The organism is Mycobacterium sp. (assembly GCF_035499775.1).
Taxonomy (GTDB): Bacteria; Actinomycetota; Actinomycetes; order Mycobacteriales; family Mycobacteriaceae; genus Mycobacterium.
In genome coordinates this window covers 1-3,137 of the sequence record NZ_DATJYB010000157.1, presented here as the reverse complement: position 1 = coordinate 3,137, position 3,137 = coordinate 1, and the positions used below count along the sequence as shown (strand labels likewise).

Annotated in this window: 4 protein-coding genes; 3 read left to right on the top strand and 1 reads right to left on the bottom strand. The window is 62.9% G+C overall.

Going from position 1 to position 3,137, the window contains the following annotated elements; genetic code table 11:
- The first annotated feature begins 236 nt into the window (after positions 1–236).
- The 3 genes from VML93_RS38555 (at position 237) to VML93_RS38545 (ending at position 1,510) form a co-directional block, all read left to right on the top strand.
- Positions 237–1,022 carry a serine hydrolase domain-containing protein gene (locus VML93_RS38555; RefSeq protein ID WP_414686327.1) on the top strand — a complete coding sequence of 262 codons (786 nt, stop codon included), beginning with the start codon at positions 237–239 and terminating at the stop codon, positions 1,020–1,022.
- The gene (locus VML93_RS38550; RefSeq protein ID WP_414686326.1) at positions 913–1,221 is read left to right on the top strand and encodes a hypothetical protein; all 309 of its coding nucleotides are present in this window, start codon (positions 913–915) and stop codon (positions 1,219–1,221) included. Before VML93_RS38555 ends, VML93_RS38550 begins: the two co-directional genes overlap by 110 nt.
- A 166-nt stretch (positions 1,222–1,387) precedes the next feature.
- Entirely contained in the window at positions 1,388–1,510 is a 123-nt protein-coding gene (locus tag VML93_RS38545; protein WP_414686325.1) for a DUF2511 domain-containing protein, read from the top strand.
- A 45-nt stretch (positions 1,511–1,555) separates the two neighbouring features.
- Here the strand turns inward: VML93_RS38545 and VML93_RS10625 are convergent, their stop codons facing one another.
- Positions 1,556–2,767 (bottom strand): hypothetical protein, encoded by a 1,212-nt coding sequence (locus tag VML93_RS10625; RefSeq protein ID WP_325610363.1) that lies wholly within the window; start codon positions 2,765–2,767, stop codon positions 1,556–1,558.
- Positions 2,768–3,137 lie beyond the last annotated feature (370 nt).

The following is a 3,137-nucleotide window of genomic DNA, read 5'->3' as shown; positions in this document are numbered from 1 at the left end:
GGGTTCGGAGGGCGGGCCGGGGAAACGGATCGGCAGAAATGCCGACACCGCGCCCCGGTCCGACCCCTACACCGAGCATCCGGCCCGTCCCGGTAAGGTGTGTTGCTGCGCAATCCTGGACTGCTTTCTCGAATGATTTTGGCCCGCACGTTTTCCACCACCGCTGACGCTGCGCTGGTCAACAATGCGGTCAACATGGCCGCCGCGAGTAGAAACCGCAGCGGCGCAACGCCGCCATGATGACCCTCTACGAAGAGGGCGAGTGGCAGCTCGACGACCCCGTAACGGCGTTCATTCGCGAGTTCGCCGACCTGCAGGTGCTCCAGGACGCCCGGCTTGTGCCGCTGGACCGCCCGATGACAATGCGCCACCTCATGGCCACCTGCGCGGGGTTCGCCTTCCTCGTCCCCATGGGAAGCACCAACCCGAAGGTCGACCAAATGTACGCTGCCGCTGATCTTTTCGGCGGTACCAACGAAGACATGGTCGCCAAATTGGCCAAACTGCCATTGGAAGCGCAACCGGGCGCTCTGTTCAGGTATGGGCTGCAGCAGGAGGTGCAGGGCGTCATCATCCAACGGCTGTCCGGCCAGTCACTCGACGTCTTCCTCAACAGCCGGATCTTCGCACCGTTGGGCATGACCGACACCGGCTTTGGCGTCGCACCAGAGCAGCGCGATCGCATCGCACCCCGGTACGCAACTGGACGAGAACCTGAAGCTCGGGCTTGCCGCCGACCAATCACCGTTCCCGGTGCTGGCCGGCACTCCCGCGGGGGAGAAGCCCAAGTATTTGCTGTCGATCGCCGGCCTGTACTCGACCGCGCAGGACTACCTTCGCTTCGCGCAGATGCTGGCCAACGGCGGACATCTGGACGGAGCAAGGATTTTGGCGCCATCCTCGGTCACCCTGATGACAAGCAACCTGCTCCCCGCGGGTGTGCGGATGCGATTCTTACAGCCGTTTACTGGCGTTGGCTACGGTATGGGGATGGGCATCGTGCTCGAACCGGCACACGCTGATTTTAACGGCGGCGCGATCGAAGCAGGCAGCTACTACTGGGGAGGCGTGCACGGCACCTGGTTCTGGGTCGACCCAGCCAACGACGTCACCGTCGTCGGCATGGTCCAACAAGTCGACGGCGGCAACCCGATGACAGGTCGCCCCTACCCCGTTCCCGACATCCGCGGATATCGCGATCCATCACCTACGGGGCGCTGACCGAGCCCAGCCACTGAACTCGGCGCGAGTTCCTGAAACGACACCTCGGCCCTTCTTCGAGCGCTCTGCGAGACGTGCCCGCTCTTGTCGGTTCCGGTCGAATTCTGAGCCGGTAGTCAGCTGAGACAGGAAACGACCACTTTCGTTCCTCTAGATTCGACACACCATGACCGCCAAAGCGGCGCATCGGTATGCGGATTTGGACGAGATCTGGCGTGACAACCCAGACGTTCCTGGCACCAAAGTTGACATTGGGCCGCTGCTAGACCGTGGATTGGCCATGTGCTAACCCGGCTGCGAACGACTTAGATCCAGTAGGTTGCAGGACTTGCCTTTACCATCTTTGAAATGGAGCGGGTTTGAGGCTGGCGGCGAGTGTGGCGAGCTGGTCGCTGTTGAGTGTGTCGGAGCTGAGGAACACGAACGTGCCGTCTCGCTCGAGGTGAGCTTGTGCCTGGGATCCGAAAAGCGCGTCTGGTTTGGCGACCCGAACCATCGTCCCGTTGCGCTCGATGTCTTGCCACGCGTCCCCGCGGGTCAGCTCTCTGTGGCCGTATGGGCGGTTTGTCGCTGAGGACTGTGCGAGCGAAACGTTTTCGTGTCCGTCGTCTGAGCTGTAGTGAAGTGACACCTGTGCCGGCTGCGGGGGCCGCGTGGAGGCTTCGATGAAGAAACAGTTGACGTGCCAGTTGGCTGGTATGCGGTCGGGGATCAGAACGGTGAACGGGGCGCGTTGTTGGACTTGGGGTAGTGGTAGGGGCTGCGGTCGTAGTAGCCCGCCGATCGGTTGGATCTGCTCGCCGGCCGGCGGCTCAAAGTGAAAGCGCTCGTCCGCGATCGGTTGATCGAACGCTATCTCGACGGTCGTGATCCGGTGGAAGGGCTTGCCGTCACGGACAGCGACGGCTTCAAGCAGAACCCCTCTCTCGTCGTCGATTTCGAGCGTGTAGTGGTCCGCGCCGCTGCCGAGGTGGTGAAGCGCGAAGGGGGGCAGTCCGCGATGCGGCTCCGACAGGCGCGCTGTCGCGTCTGCTGTGAGTGTGGCTCGTCCAGCGATCGTGGAGCGGCCACCGGCCGCGAATTTCATGACGCCCAGCAGTGGAGTGGGATCGAGCATGATCCAGAGTTCCTCGCCGATGCCGCTGCCAACCTTCGGATTTTCCTGGTTGCTCATAGCTCCAATGTCGGGACTCCAGGACCACCAGAGCGCGCCTGAGCGGATGCCGTAGGCGCCGTCGCGCCGGCCGCCTTCGTGTTCCTCGCGGACGCGATCTCCGTTGCGCCAGATCCGAAGTATCTCCTCGTGCTCGGTCGGCTCCGGCGCGCCGCTCTGCATTTTGAACGCCGAGACCGACTGGATCGATGCGCCTCGGCTCTTCATCTCGTCGATGCCGGCACGGAAGGCGGCGGCTGCACGCTTGTCATGGCGCCAGATCCGATAGGTCGCCTGGACGGTCCTGAACGGAGCGTCGCCGCGGTGCAGCAACTCGAGCAGGGCGGCGAGCTCGGGTGGGCCATGATCATTGTGGTCCATGGGGTCGGGCACAGGCCTAGGGTACGCAGCGTGTGTAACGTCTCGGGTGCCTTGCCGGCCCAGTAGGAAATGTTCTAGCGCGCGGTTCGGGCCGCACTGGAGACGGTTCGCTGAGCATCACCAGCACCGGCGGTCTGGCGGCAGCGCCGTGGCGATCGACGAGCGCTGGAAACCCCGCCAGGTTTGGGAACAAATTTGGGAACAAAACTCTGCGAAACCACCCTGAAATCAGTGCAACATGGCGCAACCAGTCGGATGCCAGACACCACCTGACCTGCGCAAATGAGATCACCCGGACACCCGAAAATCCCTGGCCCGTAGCTCATAACCCAGCGATAGCCAGACGATGCAATCGGCTTCTCCAGCCCAAGGTAGACGTCTA